This is a genomic window from Streptomyces sp. NPDC002499, from assembly GCF_053595415.1.
Genome location: NZ_JBSFXO010000001.1, coordinates 812,954 through 839,157 on the forward strand (window position 1 = coordinate 812,954; position 26,204 = coordinate 839,157).

Annotated in this window: 27 protein-coding genes; 16 read left to right on the forward strand and 11 right to left on the reverse strand. The window is 71.2% G+C overall.

The genetic code is table 11. The annotated features are described in order from the left end of the window. Positions 1–115: 115 nt before the first annotated feature. From ACWD5F_RS03685 to ACWD5F_RS03695, 3 genes are all read left to right on the forward strand, one after another. Positions 116–1,147, forward strand: coding sequence for a LacI family DNA-binding transcriptional regulator (locus tag ACWD5F_RS03685; protein ID WP_451250665.1), 1,032 nt, complete (start codon positions 116–118; stop codon positions 1,145–1,147). Between the two features lie 112 nt (positions 1,148–1,259). Further along, on the forward strand, positions 1,260–1,610 hold the full coding sequence (locus ACWD5F_RS03690; RefSeq protein ID WP_451250667.1) for a VOC family protein: 351 nt from the start codon (positions 1,260–1,262) through the stop codon (positions 1,608–1,610). Positions 1,611–1,723: 113 nt separating this feature from the next. After that, positions 1,724–2,131, forward strand: coding sequence for a MarR family transcriptional regulator (locus ACWD5F_RS03695; protein WP_451250669.1), 408 nt, complete (start codon positions 1,724–1,726; stop codon positions 2,129–2,131). Between the two features lie 40 nt (positions 2,132–2,171). On the opposite strand, the gene ACWD5F_RS03700 is transcribed toward ACWD5F_RS03695, so the two are convergent. Then, complete coding sequence (locus ACWD5F_RS03700; RefSeq protein ID WP_451250671.1) at positions 2,172–2,780, reverse strand: TetR/AcrR family transcriptional regulator; 609 nt, start codon at positions 2,778–2,780, stop codon at positions 2,172–2,174. 118 nt (positions 2,781–2,898) lie between these two features. Here ACWD5F_RS03700 and ACWD5F_RS03705 point away from each other — a divergent pair, with 118 nt between their 5' ends. Further along, entirely contained in the window at positions 2,899–3,819 is a 921-nt protein-coding gene (locus ACWD5F_RS03705; RefSeq protein WP_451250672.1) for an oxidoreductase, read from the forward strand. A 6-nt stretch (positions 3,820–3,825) separates the two neighbouring features. On the opposite strand, the gene ACWD5F_RS03710 is transcribed toward ACWD5F_RS03705, so the two are convergent. Continuing rightward, on the reverse strand, positions 3,826–4,239 hold the full coding sequence (locus ACWD5F_RS03710; RefSeq protein WP_451250674.1) for a nitroreductase family deazaflavin-dependent oxidoreductase: 414 nt from the start codon (positions 4,237–4,239) through the stop codon (positions 3,826–3,828). Between the two features lie 88 nt (positions 4,240–4,327). Next, entirely contained in the window at positions 4,328–5,182 is an 855-nt protein-coding gene (locus tag ACWD5F_RS03715; protein ID WP_451250676.1) for a LysR family transcriptional regulator, read from the reverse strand. 363 nt (positions 5,183–5,545) lie between these two features. Between ACWD5F_RS03715 and ACWD5F_RS03720 the strand changes: the two genes are divergently transcribed. The 10 genes from ACWD5F_RS03720 (at position 5,546) to ACWD5F_RS03765 (ending at position 15,432) form a co-directional block, all read left to right on the forward strand. Beyond that, a complete protein-coding gene (locus tag ACWD5F_RS03720) occupies positions 5,546–6,250 on the forward strand; it encodes an alpha/beta hydrolase (protein WP_451250677.1) in 705 nt (234 codons plus the stop codon). After that, complete coding sequence (locus ACWD5F_RS03725) at positions 6,247–7,089, forward strand: sulfurtransferase (RefSeq protein ID WP_451250679.1); 843 nt, start codon at positions 6,247–6,249, stop codon at positions 7,087–7,089. Before ACWD5F_RS03720 ends, ACWD5F_RS03725 begins: the two co-directional genes overlap by 4 nt. Before the next feature lie 14 nt (positions 7,090–7,103). After that, positions 7,104–7,982, forward strand: coding sequence for an ABC transporter permease (locus tag ACWD5F_RS03730; protein WP_451250681.1), 879 nt, complete (start codon positions 7,104–7,106; stop codon positions 7,980–7,982). Between the two features lie 2 nt (positions 7,983–7,984). Next, positions 7,985–8,701 (forward strand): ABC transporter ATP-binding protein, encoded by a 717-nt coding sequence (locus tag ACWD5F_RS03735; RefSeq protein WP_451250683.1) that lies wholly within the window; start codon positions 7,985–7,987, stop codon positions 8,699–8,701. After that, positions 8,698–9,663 (forward strand): ABC transporter substrate-binding protein, encoded by a 966-nt coding sequence (locus ACWD5F_RS03740; RefSeq protein ID WP_451250685.1) that lies wholly within the window; start codon positions 8,698–8,700, stop codon positions 9,661–9,663. The genes ACWD5F_RS03735 and ACWD5F_RS03740 overlap by 4 nt, the downstream gene beginning before the upstream one ends. A gap of 70 nt (positions 9,664–9,733) precedes the next feature. Beyond that, positions 9,734–10,834 carry an LLM class flavin-dependent oxidoreductase gene (locus ACWD5F_RS03745; protein WP_451250686.1) on the forward strand — a complete coding sequence of 367 codons (1,101 nt, stop codon included), beginning with the start codon at positions 9,734–9,736 and terminating at the stop codon, positions 10,832–10,834. A 46-nt stretch (positions 10,835–10,880) separates the two neighbouring features. Further along, a complete protein-coding gene (locus ACWD5F_RS03750; RefSeq protein ID WP_451250688.1) occupies positions 10,881–11,888 on the forward strand; it encodes a PhnD/SsuA/transferrin family substrate-binding protein in 1,008 nt (335 codons plus the stop codon). Next, complete coding sequence (locus ACWD5F_RS03755) at positions 11,885–13,006, forward strand: acyl-CoA dehydrogenase family protein (protein ID WP_451250690.1); 1,122 nt, start codon at positions 11,885–11,887, stop codon at positions 13,004–13,006. The genes ACWD5F_RS03750 and ACWD5F_RS03755 overlap by 4 nt, the downstream gene beginning before the upstream one ends. Then, a complete protein-coding gene (locus tag ACWD5F_RS03760) occupies positions 13,003–14,379 on the forward strand; it encodes an FAD-binding oxidoreductase (protein ID WP_451250692.1) in 1,377 nt (458 codons plus the stop codon). Before ACWD5F_RS03755 ends, ACWD5F_RS03760 begins: the two co-directional genes overlap by 4 nt. A 69-nt stretch (positions 14,380–14,448) precedes the next feature. Further along, the gene (locus ACWD5F_RS03765) at positions 14,449–15,432 is read left to right on the forward strand and encodes an AraC family transcriptional regulator (protein WP_451250694.1); all 984 of its coding nucleotides are present in this window, start codon (positions 14,449–14,451) and stop codon (positions 15,430–15,432) included. A 250-nt stretch (positions 15,433–15,682) separates the two neighbouring features. Here ACWD5F_RS03765 and ACWD5F_RS03770 read toward each other — a convergent pair whose 3' ends face one another. The 7 genes from ACWD5F_RS03770 to gndA form a co-directional block, all read right to left on the reverse strand. Then, positions 15,683–16,084, reverse strand: a complete 402-nt coding sequence (locus tag ACWD5F_RS03770; protein WP_451250696.1) for an SseB family protein — start codon at positions 16,082–16,084, stop codon at positions 15,683–15,685. Between the two features lie 108 nt (positions 16,085–16,192). Beyond that, positions 16,193–16,909, reverse strand: a complete 717-nt coding sequence (locus ACWD5F_RS03775) for a Type 1 glutamine amidotransferase-like domain-containing protein (RefSeq protein WP_451250698.1) — start codon at positions 16,907–16,909, stop codon at positions 16,193–16,195. A 48-nt stretch (positions 16,910–16,957) separates the two neighbouring features. Continuing rightward, complete coding sequence (locus ACWD5F_RS03780; protein ID WP_451250700.1) at positions 16,958–17,665, reverse strand: GntR family transcriptional regulator; 708 nt, start codon at positions 17,663–17,665, stop codon at positions 16,958–16,960. Further along, entirely contained in the window at positions 17,662–18,219 is a 558-nt protein-coding gene (locus tag ACWD5F_RS03785) for a cysteine hydrolase family protein (protein ID WP_451250701.1), read from the reverse strand. Before ACWD5F_RS03785 ends, ACWD5F_RS03780 begins: the two co-directional genes overlap by 4 nt. Next, positions 18,216–19,721 carry a purine-cytosine permease family protein gene (locus ACWD5F_RS03790; protein WP_451250703.1) on the reverse strand — a complete coding sequence of 502 codons (1,506 nt, stop codon included), beginning with the start codon at positions 19,719–19,721 and terminating at the stop codon, positions 18,216–18,218. Before ACWD5F_RS03790 ends, ACWD5F_RS03785 begins: the two co-directional genes overlap by 4 nt. Before the next feature lie 98 nt (positions 19,722–19,819). Continuing rightward, positions 19,820–20,302, reverse strand: coding sequence for a hypothetical protein (locus tag ACWD5F_RS03795; RefSeq protein WP_451250705.1), 483 nt, complete (start codon positions 20,300–20,302; stop codon positions 19,820–19,822). Positions 20,303–20,397: 95 nt separating this feature from the next. Further along, positions 20,398–21,837, reverse strand: coding sequence for an NADP-dependent phosphogluconate dehydrogenase (gndA, locus tag ACWD5F_RS03800; protein WP_451250707.1), 1,440 nt, complete (start codon positions 21,835–21,837; stop codon positions 20,398–20,400). A 171-nt stretch (positions 21,838–22,008) separates the two neighbouring features. Here gndA and ACWD5F_RS03805 point away from each other — a divergent pair, with 171 nt between their 5' ends. After that, positions 22,009–23,463 carry a glyceraldehyde-3-phosphate dehydrogenase gene (locus ACWD5F_RS03805; protein WP_451250709.1) on the forward strand — a complete coding sequence of 485 codons (1,455 nt, stop codon included), beginning with the start codon at positions 22,009–22,011 and terminating at the stop codon, positions 23,461–23,463. A gap of 114 nt (positions 23,464–23,577) precedes the next feature. Continuing rightward, positions 23,578–25,029: a purine-cytosine permease family protein gene (locus ACWD5F_RS03810; protein ID WP_451250711.1), complete on the forward strand. Its 1,452-nt coding sequence runs from the start codon at positions 23,578–23,580 to the stop codon at positions 25,027–25,029. A 3-nt stretch (positions 25,030–25,032) separates the two neighbouring features. Here the strand turns inward: ACWD5F_RS03810 and ACWD5F_RS03815 are convergent, their stop codons facing one another. After that, positions 25,033–26,106, reverse strand: coding sequence for an Lrp/AsnC family transcriptional regulator (locus tag ACWD5F_RS03815; protein WP_451250713.1), 1,074 nt, complete (start codon positions 26,104–26,106; stop codon positions 25,033–25,035). Positions 26,107–26,204: the final 98 nt, after the last annotated feature.

Sequence of the window (26,204 nt, forward strand, 5' to 3'; positions counted from 1 at the left end):
CCACTGACAAGGGTCCGGAGGGGTTCGGTTCTGTGCACGTTCCCAGCCACAGGACACAGCCCTCGCCGATCCAGCGGTTCCGGCATCTCGATCCGCGCCCCGGGGCCGTAAAGTCATGACCATGAGCAACACGGGGGGCCGACGCAGACCGCCGACGATCCATGACGTGGCCCGCGAGGCGGGGGTCTCGCGCGGGACCGTGTCACGGGTGCTCAACGGCGGGCACTACGTCAGCCCGGCCGCCCAGGAGGCGGTCAACGCCGCGATCCGCAGGACCGGGTACGTCGTGAACCGGCACGCGCGGTCGCTGATCACCGGGCGTTCGGACTCGGTGGGCTTTCTGCTGACGGAGCCCCAGGAGCGGTTCTTCGAGGACCCGAACTTCAACGTCCTGCTGCGCGGCTGCACCCAGGCACTGGCCGCCCACGACATCCCGCTGCTGCTGATGCTGGCGGGCACCGAGGACGAACGGCGGCGCATCACGCGGTACATCACGGCGGGTCATGTCGACGGAGTGCTGCTGGTCTCCAGCCACTCCGGGAATCCGGTCGCCGAGGAACTGCGGGAGGCGGGCGTACCGCTGGTGGCCTGCGGAAAGCCGATCGGGCTCGGCTCGAAGGTGAGTTACGTGGCCGCCGACGACCGGGACGGCGCCCGGGACATGGTCCACCACCTGCTCTCGCTGGGGCGCCGCCGGGTGGGTGTGGTCACCGGCCCGCTCGACACCCCCGGCGGTGTGGAGCGCCTCGCCGGCTACAAGGAGGTGCTCGCCGAGGCGGGCATCGAGTTCGACGAACGGCTCGTCGTGTCCGGGGACTACAGCCGGGCCAGCGGCGAGGCGGGCGCCGAGCGGCTGCTCGCCCAAGTACCGGACCTGGACGCGGTCTTCGTCGCGTCCGACCTGATGGCCCAGGGCGTCCTGACGGCGCTGGAGCACGCGGGCCGGCGGGTCCCGCAGGACGTCTCGGTCGGCGGCTTCGACGACTCCCCCGCCGCGGTGGCGGCCCGGCCGGAACTCACCACCATCCGCCAGCCCTGGGACCGCATCAGCGCCGAGATGGTCCGGGTGCTCCTCGCCCAGATCGGCGGCGAGGACCCGGCGGCGGTGATCCTGCCGACGGAGCTGATCCGGCGCGAGTCGACCTGACGGACGAAGCGCGGGCAACCGGTCAGTTTCCGAGAAGCGGCCCTCCCCTCCCCCGCCTTAGCGTGAAACCACCGACGCGGAACGTCGGACCACCCACGCGAAGGAGTACGCCATGACTGCCGGAGTGCAGACGATCATCTACCCCGTCAAGGACATCGCCCAGGCGAAGGCCCTGTTCAGCGCCCTGCTCGAAGTGGAGCCGTACGCCGACGAGCCCTACTACGTCGGCTTCAAGGACGGCGGGCAGGACATCGGGCTCGACCCCAACGGCCACGCGAAGGGCATGACCGGACCGGTGCCGTACTGGCACGTCTCCGACATCCGGGGGCGGCTCGCGGCGCTCGTGGAGGCGGGCGCGGAGGTGCTTCAGGACGCCCAGGACGTGGGCAACGGCCGGCTGATCGCCTTCCTCAAGGACGCGGACGGCAACCTCGTGGGACTGCTCCAGGACCCGGCCGCCTGAGGTCCGAAGCCGGGCCCGCGCCACGTGCGTCCGCACTGCACGCATCCAAAACTGCATGCACCCGCACTAGTTGCACACTCAACGAATGGCCGATTCGGTGTTACCGTGCGGGTATGGCAGCGAACACCGTCGACACCCGGCTCGAAGAGAGATGGCGGGACATCCTGTCCGTGCACGCCCGCACGATGTGCGAGATCGACCGGGTCCTGCACCCGCACGGCCTGGGCGCGAGCGACTTCGAGGTGCTCGACATCCTCGCGTCGGAGGCGCCCCGCGAGGGCGACCAGTGCCGGGTGCAGAACCTCGTCGGCCGGGTCCATCTCAGCCAGAGCGCACTGTCCCGGCTCATCGGCCGGCTGGAGAAGGACGGCCTGCTGGAGCGTTCCGTCTGCGCGGAGGACCGGCGTGGGGTGTTCGTCACCCTGACCGGCAAGGGTCGCGATCTGCACGCACAGGTGCTGCCGGTCCAACGGGCCGCGCTGGCCCGCATGTTGGACGAGGGATCCGCGGCGCGGGACTGAGTCCGGGGCGGACCGCCCGGCATTGCGCCGCCGCGTCCGTTCAGGCGCGCCCGTCCGGCGCGCAGCCCCGCAGCATGAACGCGATCACCTCGTCCAGCCCGTGCTCCGTGACCTCGGGGGGGAGCATGCCGTTCGCCGCCAGGTCGGCATAGCCGTGCAGCGCCGCGAAGATCGGGATGCCGACGCGCTCGACGGATCCCTCCCGCACCTCACCGTCGCGCTGCCCGTCGACCACCAGCCGCTCGATGATCTCGGACCATTTCCGGGTGGCCTCCCGCAGGGCGGCGGACGCTTCCGGATCGTGCTTGATCGAGTACATCAGGTCCAGCAGTACGGCGTTGTCCAGACAGAAGCCCACGTATGTACGGACGATCGCGTCCAGCCTCTTCGGGAACGCCCCCCCGGCGTCGGCCTGTGACTCCGCCATCGCCGAGGTCATCCGCTCGTAGCCGACCAGCGCGAGCGCGTCCAGGAGCGCCTGCTTGTCCTTGAAGTGGCGGCTCGGCGCGGCATGACTGACACCGATGTCCCGGGCCAGCTCGCGCAGCGACAGCGCGGCGGTCCCCTTCTCCCGGAGGGTCTCTTCGGCGCGCGCCAGCAGGGCGGCGCGCAGGTCTCCGTGGTGGTAACGGCGAGGACTGGTCTGCATGAGCGCCAGTGTATCGACCACGTACGCGCTGCCTACATTGTTGCCGGTGCCATCATTGTTGGCGACGTCACCATTGTTGTCGTTGACAGCATTGTTGGCGGCGCCTACATTGGCTGGCATGACTACTGCACCCAGCAAGTGGAACGTCTCCGACATCCCCGACCAGACCGGCCGCACGGCCGTCGTCACCGGGGCCAACAGCGGTCTCGGCATCGCCACCGTCACGGCGCTGGCCGAAGCGGGCGCCCACGTGGTGCTCGCGGTACGGGACCCGAAGCGCGGCGAGGCCGCCGCCGCGGGCCTGCGCGGCAGCGTGGAGGTGCGTCGGCTCGACCTGGCCGACCTCTCCTCCGTACGCGAGTTCGCCGCCGGCTGGCAGGGCGACCTGGACCTGCTCGTGAACAACGCCGGCGTCATGAACATCCCGGAGTCGCGCACCAAGGACGGCTTCGAGACGCAGTTCGGCACCAATCACCTGGGCCACTTCGCCCTGACGAATCTGCTGCTGCCGCACATCACCGACCGCGTGGTGACGGTGGCGTCCGGCGCGCACCGGATGCCGGGCAGCCCGTACATCCACTTCGACAACCTCGACCTCACCGGCGAGTACGCGCCGATGAAGGCCTACAGCCAGTCCAAGCTGGCCAACCTGCTGTTCACCCTCGAACTCCAGCGCCGCCTCACCGAGTCGGGCTCGTCCGTACGTGCCCTGAGCGCACACCCCGGGTGGGCCGCCACCAACCTCCAGAGCCATGACGGCAGTGTGCTGCGCCGCGTCTTCATGCGGATCGGAAACCGCTTCGTGGCCCAGGACAACAAGGCCGGCGCGCTGCCGACCCTGTACGCCGCCACGCAGGACCTGCCCGGCGCGAGTTACCTGGGCCCGGACGGGCTCGCCGAGATGCGTGGCGCCCCGGCCCTGGTCGGCCGCTCCTCCGCCGCCAGCGACCCGGCGACGGCCCGCCGCCTGTGGACCGCTTCCGAGGAACTGACCGGCGTCACGTTCCCGCAGCCGGCCGCCGCGACCGCCACCGCGTGACGGCCGTCAGGCCCGCGCCCGCAGCCGGAACACCGGATGGTCCGCCGGGTCGGGCAGCGCCGTGAGCACCTGGGAGACCGTCGGCATGCTGCCGTACTTCTCCCGGTAGGCCACCATCAGCGGCGGCCGCTCCGCCTCGGGGACCTCCTCGGCGACGAGCTCCTCGGTCCGGCCGCGCGAGGTCACCCGGCACTCGGGCGCGGCCCGCAGGTTCAGCGCCCAGTCGCTGAGGCCCCGGTACGACACGAGGTAGCGCTCGCCCTCGTGCTCCAGCACGGCGACCGGCACCGTCAGCCACCGCCCGCTCTTCCGCCCGCGCACCGACAGCTTGGACACCATCGAGCGCCCGAACAGCGGTGCCAGCCGGTTGCCCACGTGCCGCTGCATCCACGGCGGCTTGAGATACGTACGGTCCGTCATCGGTCTCCCCTTCGCATGATGTGCAGGGTCCCGAGGACGATCCTCCTCCGTGAACGGGCGGTTCAGCAGGTCCTGGCGGCTCCGAACGTCACTCCGGACGCAGCAGATCCCGTACGGCCGCGAAGGCCGCCTCCGTCGTCGCCGGGTCCGCGCCCGGGCGGGCCAGGGCGCTCATCGGGATCGGGGTGACCGCCGGCAGGCCCTCGTAGAGGGTGAGCCCGTCGGGGGCTGGTCCCACGGCGGCGAGCAGGGCCACGCCCTCGCCGGTGCGGGCGATGTCGAGGACGCCCGCGAGATATCCCGCGTCACCCACGACCGTGGCCGGCACGCCGTGCGCGGCGAGGGTGGCGATGGCCCGGCGGCGGATCGCGCACGGGTCCTCGATGGCGACCAGCGGCACGGGCGCGGGCGTCGGCGGCGGTGCCCAGCCGGGGACGGCGTGCCAGCCGAGCGGCAGGCCGCCGACCCGGGTGCCCTCGGTCGCGGCGGCCTCGGTGACGTACACCGCGACATCCACGCTCCCCCGCTCCACGGCCTCCACAAGCCGGGCCGACCGGTCGATGCGGAACCGCACCCGACACCCTGGCCGCACCTCCTGGACGGCCGCGGTCAGCCGGGGCAGGAACTGGTCGGCCGCGTGCTCGGTGGTGCCGACGGTGACCGTGTCCCCCTCCGAACCGAGCAGGGTCCGTACGGCTTCGTCGTGCACGGCGAGGATCCGCCGGGCCTGTTCCAGCAGCCGTCGCCCCTCCGGGGTGAACCGGGTGCCGCGGCCGTCGCGCTCGACGACCGGGCTGCCCAGCGCCTTCTCCAGTCTGCGCACGTGCTGACTGACCGCGGACTGGCTGAGGGCGAGCGTCCGGGCGGCCCGGTGGAAGCCGCCGCAGTCGGCGATCGCGGACAGGCTGCGCAGGGCCACGATGTCGAGGACAGGTGGGGACATCCCGCGACAGTAACCGCTCTCGGCGATCGATCGCGATTCCTGATCGGTTTCGATGCGGAATCATCGTTGGACGCGATCGGTCATGTCCGGTCATGATGAACACATGTTGCCCGCGACCGCTTCCGCTGCCCTTCTGACGCAGCGCCGAGTCATTGACTTCGGCGTGGCGTGCAGCGCGCTCTGTCGCTGACCTTCCCTTCGGTGGCCCGCCACCGTCCGAGCTGATCACTTCCGCGTACCCAGGCATCAGCCCTCGCTGACACGTGACAGCCGCTTTCGCGCGCCCTCTTCCCTCGCCGTCTGCCGGCCCGCCTCTCTGCCCACCCCCACCCTGTCCCCCGACGCAACGGGAGTTGCCCCCTCATGTCCGCATCCTTCTCCTGGGACGAACCCGAAGGCCTCGCCGCGCGCGGCACGTTGATCGTGCTCGCGGGACGGGGTGAACACGGCGGTGTGTACGAGCGGTTCGGCCGTCGGCTCGCCTTCGACGCCTACCGGGTGCGCGCCCTCGGCGACCCGACCGCCGATCCGTCCGTGCTCGACGAGGCCGCGAAGCTGCTGGCCGACGAGTCTCTGCCGGGCCCGAAGGTGCTGGTCGGCTCGGACACCGGCGCCCGCCACGCCGCCCACCTCGCCGCCGAGCAGATCCCGGGCCTGGACGCGCTGATCCTGGTCGGCCTGCCCACCACGCCCTGGAACAAGGGGAGTTGGGAGGAGGAGGCAGCCGCCCGGACCGCCTGCCCCACGCACCAGGGCCGGCTCACGAACGACCCGGACTTCCGGCGCGGAGCCCTGACCGAGACCCCTGACCTGCCCGAACTCCGGCTGGACCGCGTCCAGGTCCCGGTCCTCGCCCTGCACGGCAAGGACGACGAGGTGAGCCCGGTCGAGGAGGCGCTGAGCGCGTACGCGGGGCACCCCGGCGTCCACGCGGTGACCTTCAACGCCGGTCGGCACGACGTCCTCAACGACGCCCTGCACCGCACCTCCGCCGCCACCGTCGTGCTCTTCCTGGAGCGACTGCGGCTCTCCCCCGAGCTGCCCGTGATCGCGGAGGACCAGGCATGAGCGTCACGACCACCGTCACCGAACTGCGCGACCTGCTGGCCTCCGACACCCCGCCGGTCGTGCTCGACGTCCGCTGGGCGCTGGGCGATCCGCACGGCCGCGACCACTACGCCGACGCCCACATCCCGGGCGCGGTCTACGTCGACCTCGACCGCGAACTGGCAGCGCCGGCCACCCCGGAGGGCGGACGGCATCCGCTGCCCGACCTCGCCGAGCTGCAGGCGGCGGCCCGGCGTTGGGGCCTGCGTCAGGGGCAGGCCGTCGTCGTGCACGACGACCTGGGCAACACGGCCGCGGCGCGAGCCTGGTGGCTGCTGCGGTACGCGGGCGTCGAGCAAGTGACCCTCCTGGACGGGGCATTGGGCGCCTGGCGGTCGGCCGGGCTGCCGCTGGAGTCGGGGATCGCGGCCGACCCGCCGCCCGGGGACGTCGTCCTGACGGCGGGCGGCCTGCCGATCACCGACGCCGACGGCGCCGCCGAACTCGCCGCCACCGGACTGCTGTTGGACGCGCGGGCCGCCGAGCGGTACCGCGGCGAGGTGGAGCCGGTGGATCCACGCGCGGGCCACATCCCGGGCGCCGTCTCCGCTCCCACGGGCGAGAACCTGGCCGCCGACGGGACCTTCCTGCCAGCCGACGCGCTGCGCGAACGCTTCGAGAAGCGGGGTGCCGGGACGGCCGACCGGATCGGCGTCTACTGCGGCTCCGGCGTGACCGCCGCCCATCAGATCGCCGCACTGGAGATCGCAGGATTCGAGGCCGTCCTCTTCCCCGGCTCCTGGTCCGCCTGGTCCACCGATCCCGCCCGCCTGGCCGCCACCGGCCCGCTGCCGGACTGAGGAGAAACCCCGCCATGACGACGAAACCGCTGGACGTGGGGATCCTGCCCGACCAGGACCGACCGGAGGCTCCCTCGCCCGCCGCCCGCGTCACCATCCGCGGCACCACCAAGTCCAGCCGCCGCTTCACCGTTCCCCGCTCGGTGCGCCGGGCCGCGGGTCCCGTGGGCCTGATCCTCCTGTGGTTCCTGACCTCGGCCACCGGAGTGCTCCCCGAGTCGGTCCTGGCCTCACCCGTCGACGTCGTACGCCAGGCCGTCGAGCTGACGAAGAACGGCGAACTGCCCAGCGCCATCGCCGCGTCGGGCCGCCGGGCCGCCATCGGCTTCCTGATCGGCGCGACCGTCGCACTCGGCCTGTCTCTGCTGGCCGGCCTGTTCCGGCTCGGCGAGGACGTCATCGACTCCTCGATGGGCATGTTCCGGGCCATCCCCTGGGTGGGCCTGATCCCGCTGTTCATCGTCTGGTTCGGCATCGAGGAGACACCGAAGATCGCGCTGGTCGCGCTCGGCGTGACCTACCCGCTGTACTTCAACATCTACGGCGGCATCCGCTCCACCGACTCCCAACTCGTCGAGGCCGCACGGATGATGGGGCTCGGCCGGCTCGGTCTGATCAAGTACGTCATCCTGCCGAGCGCGCTGCCCGGTGCCCTTGTGGGCCTGCGGTACGCCCTGTCCACCGCCTGGCTCGCGCTGGTCTTCGCCGAGCAGATCAACGCGGACGCGGGGCTCGGTTATCTGATGAGCAACGCCCAGCAGTACTTCCGCACGGACGTCATCGTGCTGTGCCTGGTCGTGTACGCGCTGCTCGGTCTCGCCTGCGACTTCGCCGTCCGGATCCTGTCGCGGCGGCTGCTGACCTGGCGGGCCAACTTCGAGGGCGAGGCGTAGACATGGCCAACTCCGTTGAAATACGAGGGCTTTCGCGAGCCTTCGACGGCAACACCGTCCTGCACGAACTCGATCTGGACATCCGTGAGGGCGAGTTCGTGGCCCTTCTCGGGCACAGCGGTTGCGGCAAGTCGACGTTGCTGCGGATCCTCGCCGGGCTCGACGACGAGATCGGCGGCGAGGTGACCGTGCCGGCCCGGCGCAGCGCCGCCTTCCAGTCGCCGCGCCTGCTGCCCTGGTTGAAGGTGTGGCGCAACGTCGTCCTCGGTCTGCCGGGGCGCCCGGACCGGGCCCTCGCCGAGAAGGCTCTGGACGAGGTCGGCATCGCGGAGCGCGCCTCCGTCTGGCCCAAGACCCTCTCCGGCGGTCAGGCGCAGCGCGTCTCGCTCGCCCGGGCCCTGGTGCGCGAGCCCGAACTGCTGCTCCTGGACGAGCCGTTCGGCGCCCTGGACGCCCTGACGCGGGGCAAGGTGCAGCAACTGGTCGCCGAGCTGTGGCGGTTGCACGGCTGCGCGATCCTCCTGGTCACCCATGACGTGGAGGAGGCGCTGCTGCTCGCCGACCGCCTGCTGGTGATGGACGAGGGCCGGATCGCCCACGAGGTGACCGTCGACCTGCCCCGCCCGCGCGATCTGACCGCCCCCGAGTTCGTGACCCTGCGCGCCCGCCTCCTGAACTGGCTCGGCGTGACCCACACCCTGGAAGGAACCCCCTCGTGACACGCAGACTCGCCATCGCCGCGACGAGCTTCACCGCCCTGCTGGCGCTGACCGCCTGCGGTGCGGACTCCTCGGCGGACGCCTCCGCCAAGCAGGTCACCCTGACCATCGGCGACCAGGCCAAGACCCTCCAGACGATCGTCGCCGCCTCGGACGCCCTCAAGGGCGCCGGATACAAGGTGAAGTGGGCCGAGTTCGAGGGCGCGGCCCCGCTCTACCAGGCCGTGCAGGCGGGAGCCGCCGACACCGGGTACTCCGCGGACCTGCCGGCGCTCCAGGCGCTGAGCGGCGGGGTGAAGGTCAAGAACGTCGCCGCCCTCAAGAACGACGGCACGCACGTCGGCATCGTCGTCCGCAAGAACTCCGGCATCGACAGCGTCAAGGACCTCAAGGGCCAGAAGGTCGTGGTGTCCTCGGCCAAGGGCAGCATCTCCGAGTACCTGCTGGCCAACGTGCTCAAGCAGAACGGCCTGAGCTACAAGGACGTCAAGGTGCAGTACCTGCTGCCGACCGACGCGCAGGCCGCGTTCGCCTCCGGGAAGGTCAAGATCTGGTCGACCTTCGGCGTCTACCAGGCCGTCGGCCTGGAGCAGGGCGGCAAGCTGCTCGTCGACGGCGCGGACGGCCGGGTCAGCGGCATCGGCTTCATCAACGCCTCCGACAAGGCCCTCGGCGACGCGAAGAAGAAGGCCGCGCTCGGCGACTTCCTCAAGCGGCTCGGTACGGCCCTGAAGTGGACCAGCACCCACCAGGACGCCTACGCCAAGGCGATCGAGGAGCGCAATGGCGCCGACGCCTCGGTGGCCAAGACCCTTGCCTCGGCCGCGTACAGCCAGGTCCTGCCGATCACCCCGGACATCGACACGACCGTGCAGGGCGTGGCCGACCTCATGAACGGCATCGGCGTCCTGGACCCGAACGTCGACGTGGCGAAGTCGGCCGACACCTCCGTCCTCAAGTAGCGCCCTCGACAGGCGCCTCCCGAACGGCGCCCGTCAAGCAGCACCCCTCACCCAGCGACCGGAGACCTTCATGCCTGTCGAGTTCATCAGCGCCGTCCACACCGACTCCGGAGCCTCGGGCCCGGCGGCCTCCAGCCGGACCGGCTTCGACCGCGACCACCTGCGCAAGTACGCCCGCGCTCTGGACGACGGCGGCTTCGACCACACTTTGGTCGCCTACCACTCGGCCTCGCCGGACGCTTTCCAGGTCGCCCAGTACGTCGCCACCCACACCGAGCGCGTCCGCCCGATCCTCGCCCACCGCCCCGGCGTGATCTTCCCGACGCACGCGGCGCGTGCCCTGGCCACGCTGGATCAGATCAGTGACGGCCGGCTGACGCTGCACATCATTTCCGGCGGCAGCGACGAGGAGCAGCGCAGAGAGGGCGACTACCTCAACAAGGAGGAGCGGTACGAGCGTTCGGACGAGTACATCCAGATCCTGCGGAAGGTGTGGCAGGCCGAAGGACCCGTCTCGCACGAAGGCAAGTACTTCAAGTTCGAGGGCTACTACTCCGACGTGAAGCCGGTGAACGGGCTGGTCCCGATCTCGGTCGGCGGCTCCTCCCAGGACGCGTACCGGGTGGGCGGCCAGCAGGGCGACATCTTCGGACTGTGGGGCGAGCCGCTGAAGGAGACGGCGGAGCAGATCGCCGCCGTCAACGCGGTCGCGGAGGCCGCCGGGCGCCCGAACCCCCGTATCTGGGTGTCGTTCCGACCGATCATCGCGCCCACCGAGGAACTGGCCTGGGAGAAGGCCCACCGCACCCTCGGCGTACTCAAGGACCAGGCGAGGAACACCGAGTTGCTGCGCCACTACCGCACGACCGGCCGCCCGGCCAACGTCGGCTCCCAGCGTCTCCTCGACATCGCCGAGCGCGGCGAGGTCCAGGACCGCTGCCTGTGGACGGCGCCCGCCGTCGCCACCAACGCCGCCGGCGCCTCGACCGCCCTCGTCGGCACGCCCGAGACCGTCGCCCAGGCGCTGCTCGACTACGTCGACATCGGCTGCGACCTGCTGTCGATCCGCGGCTACGACCCGCTCAACGACGCGATCGACTACGGCCGGCACGTCCTGCCGCTGGTCCGCCAGGAGCTCGCCCACCGCGCGGCCACGTCCCGGGCCGCCTGAACCACCCGCCCCAACTCCCCTTCCAGGAACCCCTTATGGAGACTCCGTGTTGTTCCGCCGTTCCCTGCGCACGTCCGCCGCCGTGCTCGCCCTGCTGCTGCCCTTCGCGGCCGCCTGCGGAGGTGATGCCGAGGCCGAGTCCTCGTCCGACGTCTCCTCCGTCACCCTGAAGGTCGGCGACACCGGCTGGAAGGTCGACGAGGCGATCCTGAAGTACGCCCACCTCGACGACACCCCGTACAAGGTGAAGTGGAGCCTGTTCCAGGGCGGCGACCAGCAGCTCCAGGCGATGCGCGCCGGAGCCCTGGACCTCGCCTCCTCCAGCGAGATCCCGCCGATCTTCTCGGCCGCCGACGGCAAGCCCAACTTCAAGGTCGTCGCCGTCCAGCGGGGTGCCACGCTCAACCAGGAGGTCGTCGTCCCCGAGGGCTCGAAGGTGACCGACATCGCAGGCCTGAAGGGCAAGAAGGTCGGCTACGTCCAGAACACCACCGCCCACTACTTCCTCTACGAGCTCCTGAAGCAGGCCGGTCTCACCTGGTCGGACATCGACGCCAAGCCGCTGCTCCCCAACGACGGCCTCGCGGCGCTGAACGGCGGCAGCATCGACGCCTTCGCCTCCTACGGCACCTCGATCATCACCGCCCACCAGCAGGGCGCCCGCACGGTCGGCTCCGGCGCGGACATCCTGTCCGGCAACTTCCTGTGGTCCGCGCGCGACAGCGTCCTCAAGAGCCCTGCTCAGAAGGCCGCCGCGGCCGATCTGATCGCCCGGGTCACCAAGGCGTACGCCTACGTCCGCGACGGCCACGAGGACGGCTTCGCGAAGGTCACCGCCAAGGCCACCCACCAGCCCCTGACCCAGGCCAAGTCCGACCTGGTGGCCGCGCAGAAGCAGCGTCCGACGCAGGCCAGGACGGTCGGCGACGACACGATCGCCTCCCAGCAGAAGGTGGCCGACGCCTTCACCGAACTCGGCGCGCTCAAGGAGCACTTGGACGTGAAGTCGTTCTGGACCACGGAACTCAACACCGACCTGAAGAAGGCCCTGTGAGCGACCGGACCACGATCGACCGCATCGCCGAACTGGCCGCCGGACACGACCGGTCGGGCGCGTTCCCCGCCGAGTCCCTTCGGATCGCCCACGAGGCGGGTCTGCTGACCGCGACCATCGGCGAGCGGTACGGCGGCAAGGGCGCCCGGGTCGAGGAGAGCGCGCGCATCCTCCACACGCTCGGCCGGGGCGACCCGTCCGTCGCCCTGATCGCGGCGATGACCCTCAACACGCATGCCCGACAGGCCGTACAGCCGCACTGGCCGGACGAGGTGTACGCGCGGATGGTCAAGGAGTCCTTCGAGCGGCCGGTCCTCGTCAACCACGCACGCGTGGAGCCCGAGTTGGGCTCCCCCGCGCGCGGCGGACTCCCCGCGACCCTCGCCCGGCGCACCCCCGACGGCTGGTCGCTGAGCGGGACGAAACGCTTCGTGACCGGCGCCGAGGGGCTGGACTGGTTCCTGGTGTGGGCGACCACCGACGAGCCGGAGCCGCGTGTGGGCACCTTCCTGGTGCCCGGCGGTTCCGCCGGCATCGAGATCACCGGCCGCTGGGACCAGTTGGGGCTGCGGGCCAGCGGCAGCCACGACGTGACGTTCCGGGAGGTGCCGGTCCCCTACGAGCACGTGATCGGGATCGGCCCGCACGGACCGGCCGCCGAGCAGGACAACCGGGCGGGCGCGGCTCTCCATCTCCCGCTCGCCGCCCTCTACTTGGGCGTCGCCCGGGCCGCGCAGGCGTTCTTCCACACCTTCGCCCACGAGCGCGTGCCCGCCAACCTCGGTCATCCGGTGGCCCGTACGGAACGCTTCCGCCGGACCGCCGGTGAGATCGAGGTGCTGCTCGCCGGCGCCGAGCAGCTGGTGTTCGGCGGGGCCGCGCGGCTCGACGCCGACTACACCTCGTACACCCCCGAACAGGCCCTCGGCGCACGCGTGTTGGCCGACCGGCACGCGGTGCGGGCCGTGGAACTGGCCGTGCGGCTGCTCGGCAATCCGGGGCTGGCCCGCGGCAACCCCCTGGAGCGGCACTTCCGCGACATCCAGTGCGCGCCCGTGCACGCGCCCCAGGAGGACATCTCCCTGCTCGCGATCGGAACGAAGGCACTGAACCCGTGACAGCAGCACCGGAAACGACCGTGTCCGCGCAGTTCCTGGGCCTCCTCGCCCGTGATCTGCCGCCCGACCGGCTGACCACCGACCCGGTCGTGCTCGCCGCGCACGCGACCGACCGCTCCGGCACCCGGCCGCACGGCGAACCGGTCGCCGTCGTGCACGCGGAGCGGACCGAGGACGTCACCGTCACCCTGCGGCACGCGAACGCGCTGGGCGTGCCGGTGGTGCCGCGCGGCGCGGGCACCGGGCTGTCGGGCGGTGCGACGGCCGGCGAGGGCGCGCTCGTCCTGGATCTGTCCCGGATGAACCGGATCCGGGAGCTGTCGGCCGACGACCAGCTCGCCGTCGTCGAACCGGGCGTGATCACGGCCGAGTTGGACCGGGCAGCGGCCGCGCACGGGCTGCGGTACGCGCCGGATCCGGCGAGCGCGGCGATCTCCACGATCGGCGGGAACATCGCCACCAACGCGGGCGGGCTGCGCTGCGCGAAGTACGGGGTGACCCGGGACAGCGTGCTCGGCCTGGAGGCCGTCCTCGCCGACGGCACGGTGATCACCACCGGCAGCCGTACGGTCAAGGGCGTCACCGGCTACGACCTCACCGCGCTGCTCACCGGCTCCGAGGGCACCCTCGCCGTGATCACCTCGGCGACCCTGCGGCTGCGTCCGGTGCCGGTGGCGACGGCGACGCTCGCGGCCTGGTTCGGCTCGTTCGAGGCGGCGGCCGAGGCGTCGTACGCCATCGCGCGGGCCGGGGTGGTGCCCGCGCTGGCCGAGCTGGTCGACGGGCCGGTCCTCGACGCGATCGACCCGGCGCTTCGGGCGCGGGGCACGGCGCTGCTGCTGGTGCAGTGCGACGGCGCCGGAGCGGCCATCGAGGCGGCGGTCGTCGAGCGGGTCCTGGCGCCGCTGGCCTCGGCGGTCGAGGCCACGGCGGATCCGGTCGAGGCCGAGCGGCTGCTGGCCGCCCGGCGGCTCGCGCTGCCCGCCCTTGAGCGGCTTGGCCGGCCGCTGATCGAGGACATCGCGGTGCCGCGGTCCCGGCTCGCCGAGGCGGCCCGGGAGATCCGGGACATCTCCGCCCGGCACGGCGTGCCCGTCTTCACCATCGCGCACGCGGCGGACGGCAACCTGCACCCGATCATCGTGGTCGACCCGTCCCTCGACCGGCTGCCCGACGCGGCCTGGGAGGCGGCGGGCGAGATCTTCGCGCTGGCCCTGCGGCTCGGCGGCACGCTCACCGGCGAGCACGGGGTGGGGGTGCTGAAGCGGCAGTGGGTCGCCGACGAACTCGGGCCCGCGGCTCACGCGTTGCAGCGGCGGCTGAAGGAGGTGTTCGACCCGCGCGGGATCCTCAACCCCGGCAAGAGCCTCTGAGGCATATCCGGCCGCCACTGGTGCCATGCTCATCTGGGACGTGTAGGAGGGCACCGGGGAGAGGCCACGTTGACCGAGACAGCGCACCGGGCGGCGGAGTTCAGCAGATACGCGACGCGCTCCGTCGAGGAGACGCACGACTCCATCGCGGCCCACTACTACGACGCGCGGCTCGTCGTGATGGGCGAACGGGCCGACTTCTCCAACCGCTTGGACGTGGCCGACCTCGGCGCGCTCACCGTAGGCCGGATCACCTTCGGCACGGAGATGCGGTTCGGTTTCGGCGAACCGGGCTGCTACCACGTGATCGTGCCGCTGGAGGGCGTGTGCAGCGTGCAGCAGGGCGGCGGGCCCATCGGGTACGCCACAGAGCAACGAGCCCTGTTCTTCGACCCGGAGTACCACATACGGATGGACACCTGGTCGAGCGACTGCGACGCGCTGACCGTGAAGGTCGACAAACTCGCCCTGCACCGCAGCCTGGAGACCCTGCTCGGCACCCCGCTGCGGCGCCCGCCGAAGTTCGCGCCCGCCCTCGACGTCACGCGGGGGCCCGCCCGCAGCTGGGCGGCGCTGGCCCGCTGGACCCTTCTCGAAGCGGACGTCGCCCAGGGCCTGCTGTCGAACCCGCTGATCCGGGGCCGCTTCGAACAGACGCTGTTGGAAGGCCTGTTGCTGGCCGCGGACCACGACTACCGCGATCACCTCGCCTACCCGCCGCCGATGCGGCCCGCAGCGGTCAGACGGGTGATGGACGTCGTACAGGAACTGCCCGCCGAGCCGTACGACGCGGCCGGGCTCGCGACGATCGCCCAGGTGGGTCTGCGGACCCTCCAGGACGCTTTCCGCAAGCACGTGGGCATGTCCCCCATGGCGTACGTCACCGAGGTACGCCTCCAACGCGTGCGTGACCAGTTACGGGCCTCCGCGCCGGGCACGACCACCGTGGCGGACGTCGCCTATCGGTGGGGGTTCACCCACCTGGGCCGCTTCGCGCAGCGCTACCGACGCCGTTTCGGGGAGCCGCCGTCGCAGACACTGCGGACCATGTGAGGCCGGCTTCGCGCGAAAGGACACGAAACCAGCGCGAGACGGACAGGCCCCGCGTTTTCCGGAGCGACCGCGCCGCTACGGCGGCATATCGTCCGTACGGCGACCGTGACGGCGGCGGGATGAACGGTGTCGGCGCGGTTCATCCCCGCTGTGCGCGTGAGCCGGGGCGTGGGGGCGGGAGACTGCCCGCGCCCGTCCCAGGGGCCCGGCCGCTCCCCCTCCGAACGGTGGCCGGGCCCGAACACCACCCCTAGGGCCGGGCCAGCAGGGTCCGTACACCCTCGGAAGTGAGCGTCAGCGGGTGCGCGGAACCGGCGTCGATGCTGAGCGAAAGATCCTCGGCGGGCCACTGCGACGCGAGTGCGGCCAGCGGCACCAGACGGTAGCGCGAGACGTACGGCAGCAGCTCGGCCAACTCCCCTTCCGAGGTGAACACGGGCACCACCGGCGCTCCGTCGGGCTGCTCCAGCACGGGCAGTGCCACGGCCGCCGGATCGGCGGCCGCCTCCTGTTCCGCGTCGTCGGGCACCGGCACGAGCACCTCACTGTTCGCGAGCGCGGCCAGCGCCGCCGTGTCCTCGGTGTTGACGGACAACGCGTCCAGCGCCCTGCGGGCGGGTGTCTCGGCGTGGTCGTGGGCGGGTGTCTCCATGGCTGATCCCCTGATAGCGGGCGTGCGAACGGCCTGCCCGGGACAAGATCGCCCGGGGCAGGGTCCTGGACGCGTACCCGACCCCGACCACCTCAATCCCCACGCGCCTCAGCGAACCGTCCGACACTCCAACGCGCGCTCCCGCACACCTCCGCGCCCGTCCGGCTCCACCCGGTACACGCGCGCACTCTCCACCCGGGTCACCGCCTCCGTCGGACGCCCCTCCGTGAACAGGACTCCCGCCCCGTCGTCGAGGGCCCATCCGGCGGGCAGCGCCTGACCGGCGACGGCGGCCCGGTAGGAGGTGCGACGGCCCGGTTCGCTGTCGTAGTGGGGGCAGACCGAACCCTGGAGCAGGCCGAGCCCGTCCGTCAGCGCGGCGAGGGAACCGAAGGAGTCGGTGTGGGAGGCCTCGGCCCAGCAGTTGGCGCCGGCGCTCATGCCGCACAACAGGGTGCCGCGGTCGTAGGCCTCGCGCAGGAGCCGGTCCACGCCGTGCACGCGCCACACCGCGAGCATGTTCGCCGTGTTGCCGCCGCCCACGTACACGACGTCCTGGGCGAGCACGAAGGTCCGCAGCGCCTCGTCGTCCAACTCCCTCCCGAACAGCGGCAGTACGGACGGCTCGCAGTCGTCGCGCGTCCGGAACACCTGGAGGAACCGCTCCGAGTAGCCCGGGGAGTCTCCACTCGCGGTGGGCAGGAAACACACCTTGGGGTGCGGACCGCGGGCATGCCCGAGCAGCCAGTCGTCCAGCAGTCCGTCCTCGTCGAGCGTGAAGCCCCCGCCGAGCAGGGCGATGCGGTGCGGCGGAACGGTTGCCACGGAGGCGCCTCCTGAGCGGAAGAGGTGTCGGGCATCGCAGGGCGGTGCTCAGCCGAACTCGACGGTCAGCCTGAAGTGTTCGGGATCCAGCAGGCTGACCACATGTTCCACGAAGGAGTCGTCCGCCGCCCGGCTCGTGCGACGCGCGTCCAGGAACCAGTCGCCCGGAGTCCGTCGCAGCAGCTCCGCCTCGCGGGCGTCTATCCGCCGCCCGCCCAGCCGCTGCTCCCCGTGGTCGGGACGCAGCCCCGCCCGCCCCATCACCTCGGTGAGCGTCTCCCCCGCCAGACCCCGCTCCGGCAGTTCCCTGATCCCGGGCACGGGCGGCAGAAAGCTACGTTCGTACGACACCACCACGGCATCGGCGACCAGCTCCCGGGTCCGCTCCACGCACACGAACTCCGGCTCGGGCAGGCCGAGTTCGGCGGCGAGCGGCACCTCGCGCACGCCCCGCACCGCCACCGTCCGCACCCGCGTGTCGATGCCCTGGGTGGCGAGGGCGCGGGCCCAGCCGAGCCGGTCGTCCAGCGGGCGGTCGTCGAAGAGGACGTAGGAGCCCTTGCCGGTGCGGGTGGCGATCAGTCCGGCCTCGCTGAGTTCGGCGAGGGCCGCGCGGATCGTCGTACGGCTGACCCCGAACCGCTGGGCCAGGGCGTGCTCGCCGGGCAGTTGCTCCCCGGGCGGGCGGCGGCCGCTGCGGATCTCCTTGGCCAGGACCTCGGTGATCCGCTGGTGCTTGAGGCGGACTTCGCTCATCGGGCGGCCGCCTCAAGGAGTTCAGCGGCGGTCGTCACCCGGATCAGGGGGCGGTAGAGGTCCATCACGTGCAGGGCCTTGGCGTGCGAGTCGTCGTCGACGCCCGCGCAGACGTCGGCGGCGACCAGCACCTCGATACCGGCGTCGGCTGCGGCGAGGGCGGTGGACAGGACGCAGCAGTCGGTGCTGACACCGGCCAGGACCATGCGGCCGTCCTGCCCTACGTGCTGGGCGAGTTCGGGACCCCACTTGCCGAAGGTGGTGGCGGTGACGACGTGGCCCGGACGGTCGGTGAAGTCGTCGGTCAGATCCCACAGGCGCGCGTCCGGCGGCTGGCGGGCGAAGGGCCACTGCTCGTAGTACGGGCGCCAGGAGCCCTCGGGTTTCGCGGGGGCCACGAAGCGGGTGAAGGCCACGCGGTCGCCGAACGCCGGTAGCAGACGTCGTACGCCCGCCGCGGCCTCGGTGTAACGCGGGGTGGCCCAGGGGCTGTCGGGCTCGGCGAAGACGCGTTGCATGTCGATGACGGTGAGCAGGCCGTCCACGGCAGTCATGCGATCGGCACCCCTTCCCCCGTCGCCGGGCTCGGTGCCAGCGCCTCCTGTGCGTGGACGCGGGCGCGGCCCAGGGCCAGGGTGCCGAGGAAGCCGACGGCGAGGGCGACGAGGACCCCGAGGTTGGCGTAGGCCCAGGCGCCGGACTTGCCGCCGAGGCCGAACGGGTCGAGCAGGTAGCCCTGCCAGTCCAGCCAGCTCGCGGCGGCGTTGGTGACCAGGCCCCAGCCGACCGCCGTGGCGACCAGCGTGAGCAGCAGCGCGGTGAGGGACACGTCGCCGTAGCGGCCGGCCGGGCGGTAGAGGTCGCCCTCGTCGTAGTCGCGGCGGCGCAGGAACAGGTCGGCGAGCATGATCCCGCACCAGGCGGCGATGGGCACGCCCAGCGTCGTCAGGAAGCCCATGAACTGGCCGAGGAAGTCGTCGGCGACGAAGACGATGTAGATCGAGCCCGCGATCATCAGGACGCCGTCGACCAGCGCGGCCAGGTAGCGGGGGATCCGCAGGCCCGCGGAGAGCAGCGCGAGCCCGGAGGAGTAGATGTCGAGGACCGCTCCGCCGACCAGGCCGAGGACGGCGACCACGGCGAAGGGGACCAGGAACCAGGTGGGCAGGATCGTCGTGAGGGCGCCGATCGGGTCGGCGGCGACGGCCGCGTTGAGCTTGGTCGAGGAGCCGGCCAGCAGCAGGCCGAAGACCAGCAGGAACAGGGGCGCCACCGAAGCGCCGAAGGTGGTCCAGCCGATGACGCCCCGGCTCGACGAACTCCTCGGCAGATAGCGGGAGTAGTCGGCGGCGGCGTTGACCCAGCCGAGCCCGAAGCCGGTCATCATGAAGACGAGCGCGCCGATGAACTCCTGGGCGGAGCCCGCCGGGAGGGCGTTGACGGTGTGCCAGTGGATGTGGTCGGCGACCAGCGTGATGTAGACGACGGTGAGCACACCCGTGACGACGGTGATCACGGTCTGCAGCCGCATGATGAGGTCGAAGCCCATCACACCGCCGATGACGGTGAGCGCGCCGACCACGATCAGGGCGACGACCTTGGTCCCGGTGCCACCGCCCCAGCCGAGCCGGTCGAAGACGGTGGCGGTGGCCATGGTGGCCAGCGAGCACAGGACGGTTTCCCAACCGACGGTGAGCACCCAGGAGATGACCGACGGCAGCCGGTTGCCCCGTACGCCGTAGGCGGCGCGGCTGAGCACCATGGTCGGCGCGGAGCCGCGCTTGCCCGAGACGGCGATGAACCCGCAGAGCAGGAAGGAGAAGACGATGCCGATCACGCCCGCGATCAGCGCCTGCCAGAAGGAGATCCCGAAGCCGAGCGCGAAGGCTCCGTAACTCAACCCGAGAATGGAGACATTTGCCCCGAACCAGGGCCAGAACAGCGTCCTCGGGGTGCCTTTGCGCTCGGCGTCCCCGATCACGTCGAGCCCGTGGGTTTCCACCTGGAGCTGTCGGCCGGAGGATCTGTTGTCGGTGGAGTCCAGCGAATCGGCCATCGTCGACCTACCTGTCTAGACGTGTTGAGTCGAGGCTAGGTCGGCCGAATGGGGGCGTCAAGACGGGAGCGAGCGCCGGAACGCCCGCTCGCGGGACGTCAGCGCGCCCAGAAGGGCAGCGGCGGGCACACGTTGGCGCAGGTGTAGGAGCCGGGCATGAGCAACCCCGCGTCGTCCTCGTTGTTGTCGCCGCCCGCGAAGTAGACCTCGGGCACCCAGCCCCAACGGCCGTTGTCCGCCATGGTGCTGCCCCACCAGTAGTTCTCGGCGGACCCGTCCCGGAAGGTCTGGCCCTTCATCTCGGTGACGAACCAGTTGGCCGCGCCGCCCTGTTCGAGGTAGCCGACCACGGCGGCACCCGGCGAGCGCGTCGCGTACACGGGCACGTGGCCCCGGGTGAGGTTGCAGTAGCGGACCTCGGTGTTCGGCCAAGTGCGGCCGCTGGAGGGGTCGGTGAGGGTGCGCTTGGTGGGGCTGTGACAGGGGACGTTGTCGGTGGCGTGGGCGGCGGGGGCGGTCAGGACCGCGAGACCGGCGAGCGCGAGGGCGGCGGTGAGGAGTCCGCGCTTGAAGTGGATCATGCAAGCGAGAACGACCGGTTCCGGGCGATGGTCACGCCCGGAACCGATGACGACGCGCAGGGCGGGTCGGATCAGGTGGAGTCAGGTCAGGTCGCTCAGGCCGTGGTCTCGGGGCGGCCGGGCGTGGCCCACTGGGTGTGGAAGGCGCCCGGGCGGTCGGTACGGCCGTAGGTGTGGGCCCCGAAGTAGTCGCGCTGTCCCTGGAGCAGGGCGGCGGGCAGACGGTCGGCGCGCAGGGTGTCGTAGTGGGCGAGCGCGGCGGAGAAGGCCGGGACCGGGACCCCGCGCCGGGCGGCCGAGGCGACGGTCTCCCGCCAGGGCACCTGCGCGTCGGTGATCTCCATCGCGAACTCCATCTCGCCCAGCAGGCTGACCAGGTCGCGGTCGGCGGCGTACGCGGCCCGGATCCGGTCGAGGAAGGAGGCGCGGATGATGCAGCCACCGCGCCAGATCCGGGCGACCGTGCCGAGGTCGATCTTCCAGCCGTACTCGGCGGCGGCGTCCTGGATCATCTTCCAGCCCTGGTCGTAGGCGATGACCTTCGACGCGTACAGGGCGTGCTCGACCTGGGAGGCGAAGCGCTCGGCCTCGGTGCGGCTGAGCTTGGGACGGGTGCCGCCGGGCAGGCCCGCGTAGGCGGCACGCAGCTCGCTCTGCCCGGAGGCGGCGCGCGCGAAGGTGGCCTGGGCGATGGCGGTGACCGGTGAGGCCAGGTCGAGGGCGGTCTGCACGGTCCAGCGGCCGGTGCCCTTCTGTCCGGCGGCGTCGGCGACCACGTCGACGAAGGGGGCGCCGGTCTCCTCGTCCACGTGCGCGAGCACTTCGGCGGTGATCTCGACCAGGTACGAGCCGAGCCGGCCCTCGTTCCAGCGCCGGAAGACGTCCGCGATCTCGCGCGGGGTGTACCCGGCGACCTGGCGCAGCAGATCGTAGGCCTCGGCGATGAGCTGCATGTCGGCGTACTCGATGCCGTTGTGGACCATCTTCACGAAGTGCCCGGCGCCGTCGCTGCCGATGTAGGCGGCACACGGCTCGCCGTCGACGTACGCGCTGATCTTCTCGAACATCGGCCCGAGGACGGCGTACGACTCCGCCGAGCCGCCGACCATGATCGACGGTCCGTGCAGCGCGCCCTCCTCGCCGCCGGAGACGCCGGTGCCGACGAAGTGCAGGCCGCGTTCGCGCAGGGCGGCCTCGCGGCGGCGGGTGTCGGCGAAGTGGGCGTTGCCGGCGTCGATGATCATGTCGCCGGCCTCCAGCAGCGGCGCGAACTCGTCGATGACCGCGTCGGTGGCGGCGCCCGCCTGCACCATGATCACCAGTCGCCGGGGGCGCTCCAGGGCGGCCACGAACTCCGCGGGCGACTCGGCGGGGACGAAGGCGCCCTCGTGGCCGAACTCCTCCATGAGCGCGTGCGTGCGGCCCGCGGACCGGTTGTGGACGGCGACGGTGTAGCCGTTGCGGGCGAAGTTCCGGGCCAGGTTGCGGCCCATCACACCGAGGCCGGTCACGCCGATGGCTGCGCTTGCGTTCATGCTCTGTGTCCCTTGGATCGGTCCGGTGACGGTCTCGGGGCGGGCGGCCCCGTCCCCCGCAGGTACGCAGCGGCGGCCGGATCGTCTCGATTCCGGCCGGAACCCCCGCCTGAACGACTGGACGACCAGGGGTTTAGCATATGAGCGCCACCTAGCTCGAAAGAGAAGCCTGTGACTGTCAACGACGACTCGTTCACCAACTGGAAGACCCGCGAGGAGACCGCGGAGTCGATGATCCCGATCATCGGGAAGCTGCACCGCGAGCGGGACGTCACCGTGCTGCTGCACAGCCGCTCCCTGGTGAACAAGTCGGTGGTGAGCATTCTCAAGACCCACCGCTTCGCCCGGCAGATCGCCGGCGCGGAACTCTCGGTCACCGAGACGCTGCCCTTCCTGCGCGCCCTGACCACACTCGACCTCGGTCCCTCGCAGATCGACATCGGCATGCTCGCCGCGACCTACCGCGGCGACGAACGCGGCCTGAGCGTCGAGGAGTTCACCGCCGAGGCCGTCGCCGGTGCCACGGGCGCCAACAAGATCGAGCGCGGCGAGGGGCGTGACGTCGTCCTCTACGGCTTCGGCCGCATCGGACGCCTGGTCGCCCGGCTGCTGATCGAGAAGGCCGGCTCCGGCAACGGTCTGCGGCTGCGCGCGATCGTGGTGCGGGGCAGTGGCGGAGGCGCCGGCGAGGATCTCGTCAAGCGGGCCTCGCTGCTGCGCCGGGACTCGATCCACGGCCAGTTCCAGGGCACGATCACGGTCGACGAGGCGAGCGGCACGATCTTCGCCAACGGCAACGCGATCAAGGTGATCTACGCCGACGACCCGTCCGAGGTCGACTACACGACGTACGGGATCAGCAACGCGATCCTCATCGACAACACCGGCAAGTGGCGTGACCGGGAAGGGCTTTCGCAGCATCTGCGCCCCGGCATCGACAAGGTCGTGCTGACCGCGCCCGGCAAGGGTGACGTCCCGAACATCGTGCACGGCGTCAACCACGACACCGTCAAGCCGGACGAGCGGATCCTGTCCTGCGCGTCCTGCACCACCAACGCGATCGTGCCGCCGCTGAAGGCGATGGACGACGAGTTCGGGGTGGAGCGCGGCCATGTGGAGACCGTGCACTCCTTCACCAACGACCAGAACCTGCTGGACAATTACCACAAGGCCGACCGCCGGGGCCGCTCCGCGCCGCTCAACATGGTCATCACCGAGACCGGCGCCGCCTCCGCGGTCACCAAGGCGCTGCCCGACCTCAAGGCGCGGATCACCGGCAGCTCGATCCGGGTCCCGGTGCCGGACGTCTCGATCGCGATCCTGAATCTCCAGCTCTCCCGCGAGACGTCCCGCGAGGAGGTCCTCGACCATCTCCGCGAGGTCTCGCTGACCTCCCCGCTCAAGCGCCAGATCGACTTCACCACGGCCCCCGACGCGGTCTCCAGCGACTTCATCGGCTCGCGCCACGCCTCGATCGTGGACGCCGGCGCCACCAAGGTCGAGGGCGACAACGCGATCCTCTACCTCTGGTACGACAACGAGTTCGGCTACTCGTGCCAGGTCGTCCGGGTGGTCCAGCACGTCTCGGGTGTCGAGTACCCGACGTTTCCGAGCCCAGCGGTCTGACCTTGGCGTCTGCCCTCGGCACCCGTCCGGTCAAGGGTCGGTAATGACCGCTTGACCGGACATGGGCGGGGCATGAATGTGGCCTCAGGGGCGGATCCACACGCTGGAGGCGTCATGACCACATCAGCAGAGCCCAGGGTGTCGGGCCTGGAGACCCGCTCCATCGACTACGTCCCGCTCGACGAACGCCACGGCAAGCTGTGGCACCTGGGCCCGCTGTGGTTCATGTCGAACGCGCAGATCGCCACCCTCGCCGTCGGCCTGATCAGCATCACCGAAGGCGGCAACCTGATCTGGTCGCTCATCGCGATCGTCGCGGGCACCGTGATCGGCACCTTCTTCATGGCCTTCCACTCGGCCCAGGGCCCTCAGTTGGGCCTGCCGCAGATGATCCAGTCGCGGCCCCAATTCGGTTACGTCGGCGCGCTGTTGGTGTGGCTGTTCGCCTACGTCCAGTACGCGGGCTTCAACGTCTTCAACACGATCCTGGCGGGCGAGGCCCTGCACACCACGGTGCACGGCGGCGTGAAGCCGTGGGTGGCCGTGGTGACCGTCGTCGCCCTGGTCATTGCGCTGGTCGGCTACGACGTCATCCACAAGGCCGAGCAGTTCCTGACGTACACCTTCCTCGTCGTCTTCGGCGTCTTCACCGTGGGCGTCCTGGTCACCCTGCACTACCCGGCGGGCTCCTTCGACCTCGGCGGCTTCCAGTGGACGCCGTTCCTGGCCCAGTTCGGCGTGGTCGCCGGCTACCAGATCAGCTGGGCGATCTACGTGTCCGACTACTCGCGCTACCTCCCGCCGGGTGTGACGGTCCGCAAGACCTTCTACTGGACCTACTTCGGCTCGGCCCTCGGCGGCATCTGGCTGATGGTCCTGGGCACCCTGCTCGCCGCCTGGGCGGGCAAGGACTTCGACACGGTCGCCTCGATCAACGCGGCCGGCGACAAGGTGTTCAGCGGCTTCGGCGCGATCGTGCTGCTGTTTGCGGCCCTCGGCCTGATCTCCGTCACCGCGCTCAACATGTACGGCGGTTCGCTGACCCTGATCAGCGCCATCGACTCCTTCAAGCGGGTCCGCCCGACCGTCGGCGTCCGCCTGCTCACCATCGGCCTCACCGCGGGCCTCTCGCTGATCGGAGCCATGGCCGCGACCTCCGACTTCCTGACCAACTTCAACAACTTCCTGCTGCTGGTCCTCTACCTCTTCATCCCCTGGACCGCGGTGAACCTCATGGACTACTACATCGTGCGGCGCGGCCACTACGCCATCGCCGAGATCTTCAACCCCCGTGGGATCTACGGGCGTTGGGGCTGGCACGGGATCATCTCGTACCTGGTGGGCTTCGTGGTCATGATCCCGTTCTTCTCCGTGGGCACGCTCTACACCGGGCCGATCGCCGACGCGCTCGACGGCGCCGACATCTCCCTGTTCGTCGGGCTGCCCGTCTCCGCGATCCTGTACTGGTTCCTGACCCGGTCGATCGACGTGGCCGCCGAGACCCGGCTGGCGGAGGCGGAGGCCGAGGAACTGGAGCGGTCCGCGCACGCGCACCGCGAGCCCTGAGGGCTACAGCGCCGGGATCCTCTCCTCCCCGGCGGCGACCGCCCGGGGGCCTTGCGGGTGCCGCAGCGGTACGACGCCCACACAGCGGCCGTCCTCGTCCAGCAGCCGCCCCATGTGCTTGACCGTGCGCAGCACCACCGAGCGGTCGTCGACCGCGAGGCGGGGAATCCGGCGTGCCAGATGGGCCTCGAAGGAGTGCACGTCCCGCAGGTCGCGCAGCCAGACGTCGATCACCAGGTTGTGCGGCCCGGCGGTGATCGCACACGCCCGCACCTCCCGCATCCCGGCCAGGACCCGGCAGGTCTCCTCCACGTGCTGCCCGGGCACGGAGGCGAAGTACACGGCGGACAGCGGCCACCCCGACAGCGGCCGGGCCAGGTCGCAGCGCAGGGACAGCCGGGCCGCAAGCAGCGACTGCACCCTGCGGCGCACGGTGGTGATGCTCGTGTCGGCCGCCGCCGACAGGTCGCGCAGCGACATCCGCCCGTCCTGGCTGAGCAGCTGAAGCAGGTGCGCGTCCAGGTCGTCCCAGCGCGCCTCGGCGGCCGGTGTGGGGACGACGGCCGGCGGGATCGCCGCCTCGAGGCGCGCGCACTGCACGTCGTCCAGGCTCCGCAGCCGCCATCGGCTGCCCTCTGCGGGCAGTCCGGTCGACACGTTCGTACGGCTCGCCCGTACGCCCGGTGTGCTCTGGAACAGCCGCGTGGTCAGTCGGGCCAGCTCGGTCAGGCCTGTGGTCTGCACGGACAGGACGAGATCGCGTCCGCCGGCCGTGAGCTTGATGTTCGCCACCGCGGGCTCGCGGGCGAGGATGCCGGCCACGTCCTCGGCGCGCCCCGGCTCGGTGTCCACCTCGACCACCGCGGTCACGACGAACCGCGCGTCGGAGAGCCGGGGGTACGCGGTCACCCAGGCCAGGCCCGCCTCCCGCAGTCGCTGCCAGCGCCGGGCGACCGTCACCGAATTCACCCCGAGCACCTCGCCGACCAGCGTCCACGGCGCCCGGGGGTGGATCTGCAACGCGTGCACGACGGCGCGGTCGAGTTCGTCCAGCTCGAACGCGGCACGATCCTGCACGTCCAGGGGCGGCACTTCTCTGCACGCGTCGCACGGATCCGGCGCGAATTCTGCATGGTGACATCCGGTTGACCCGTGCACTCCACACTCCGTTCCCT

What these genes read in the sequence shown, in the direction of transcription:
- ACWD5F_RS03685 (WP_451250665.1), top strand. Translation starts at nt 116, where the DNA reads ATGACCATGAGCAACACGGGGGGCCGACGCAGACCGCCGACGATCCAT.
- ACWD5F_RS03690 (WP_451250667.1), top strand. Translation starts at nt 1,260, where the DNA reads ATGACTGCCGGAGTGCAGACGATCATCTACCCCGTCAAGGACATCGCC.
- ACWD5F_RS03695 (WP_451250669.1), top strand. Translation starts at nt 1,724, where the DNA reads ATGGCAGCGAACACCGTCGACACCCGGCTCGAAGAGAGATGGCGGGAC.
- ACWD5F_RS03700 (WP_451250671.1), bottom strand. Translation starts at nt 2,780, where the DNA reads ATGCAGACCAGTCCTCGCCGTTACCACCACGGAGACCTGCGCGCCGCC.
- ACWD5F_RS03705 (WP_451250672.1), top strand. Translation starts at nt 2,899, where the DNA reads ATGACTACTGCACCCAGCAAGTGGAACGTCTCCGACATCCCCGACCAG.
- ACWD5F_RS03710 (WP_451250674.1), bottom strand. Translation starts at nt 4,239, where the DNA reads ATGACGGACCGTACGTATCTCAAGCCGCCGTGGATGCAGCGGCACGTG.
- ACWD5F_RS03715 (WP_451250676.1), bottom strand. Translation starts at nt 5,182, where the DNA reads ATGTCCCCACCTGTCCTCGACATCGTGGCCCTGCGCAGCCTGTCCGCG.
- ACWD5F_RS03720 (WP_451250677.1), top strand. Translation starts at nt 5,546, where the DNA reads ATGTCCGCATCCTTCTCCTGGGACGAACCCGAAGGCCTCGCCGCGCGC.
- ACWD5F_RS03725 (WP_451250679.1), top strand. Translation starts at nt 6,247, where the DNA reads ATGAGCGTCACGACCACCGTCACCGAACTGCGCGACCTGCTGGCCTCC.
- ACWD5F_RS03730 (WP_451250681.1), top strand. Translation starts at nt 7,104, where the DNA reads ATGACGACGAAACCGCTGGACGTGGGGATCCTGCCCGACCAGGACCGA.
- ACWD5F_RS03735 (WP_451250683.1), top strand. Translation starts at nt 7,985, where the DNA reads ATGGCCAACTCCGTTGAAATACGAGGGCTTTCGCGAGCCTTCGACGGC.
- ACWD5F_RS03745 (WP_451250686.1), top strand. Translation starts at nt 9,734, where the DNA reads ATGCCTGTCGAGTTCATCAGCGCCGTCCACACCGACTCCGGAGCCTCG.
- ACWD5F_RS03770 (WP_451250696.1), bottom strand. Translation starts at nt 16,084, where the DNA reads ATGGAGACACCCGCCCACGACCACGCCGAGACACCCGCCCGCAGGGCG.
- ACWD5F_RS03780 (WP_451250700.1), bottom strand. Translation starts at nt 17,665, where the DNA reads ATGAGCGAAGTCCGCCTCAAGCACCAGCGGATCACCGAGGTCCTGGCC.
- ACWD5F_RS03785 (WP_451250701.1), bottom strand. Translation starts at nt 18,219, where the DNA reads ATGACTGCCGTGGACGGCCTGCTCACCGTCATCGACATGCAACGCGTC.
- ACWD5F_RS03790 (WP_451250703.1), bottom strand. Translation starts at nt 19,721, where the DNA reads ATGGCCGATTCGCTGGACTCCACCGACAACAGATCCTCCGGCCGACAG.
- ACWD5F_RS03795 (WP_451250705.1), bottom strand. Translation starts at nt 20,302, where the DNA reads ATGATCCACTTCAAGCGCGGACTCCTCACCGCCGCCCTCGCGCTCGCC.
- gndA (WP_451250707.1), bottom strand. Translation starts at nt 21,837, where the DNA reads ATGAACGCAAGCGCAGCCATCGGCGTGACCGGCCTCGGTGTGATGGGC.
- ACWD5F_RS03810 (WP_451250711.1), top strand. Translation starts at nt 23,578, where the DNA reads ATGACCACATCAGCAGAGCCCAGGGTGTCGGGCCTGGAGACCCGCTCC.